The 311-nt window shown below is 57.2% G+C and carries 1 protein-coding gene; it reads left to right on the top strand.

The window, feature by feature from the left end:
- Positions 1-311, top strand: a 311-nt coding sequence (locus EJI01_RS28515) for an IS30 family transposase (protein ID WP_126840430.1), incomplete at both ends; no start/stop codon positions are given.

Raw genomic sequence — 311 nt, 5'->3', positions numbered from 1 at the left:
GGCGACTTGCTCTTTGGAAGCGCCAACAGCCAGATCGCCACGCTGGTTGAGCGCCAGACGCGATATGTGATGTTGGTCAAGCTGGATGGCAAGGACTCTCAGACCGTCGTCAACGCACTCATCAAGAACGCCCGCAAGCTGCCACAGGAGCTCTACAAGTCACTGACCTGGGACAGAGGCACGGAGATGCACGCTCACAAGAAGTTCACGTTGGCCACCGACATTCAGGTGTACTTCTGCGATCCGCAGAACCCGTGGCAGCGCGGAAGCAACGAGAACACGAATGGATTGCTCAGGCAGTACATGCCGAA

Origin of the sequence: Variovorax sp. MHTC-1 (assembly GCF_003984645.1) — a bacterium.
Taxonomy (GTDB): domain Bacteria; phylum Pseudomonadota; class Gammaproteobacteria; order Burkholderiales; family Burkholderiaceae_C; genus Variovorax.
The sequence above is the reverse complement of the archived record's forward strand: the minus strand, read 5'-3'. Positions and strand labels throughout refer to the sequence as shown.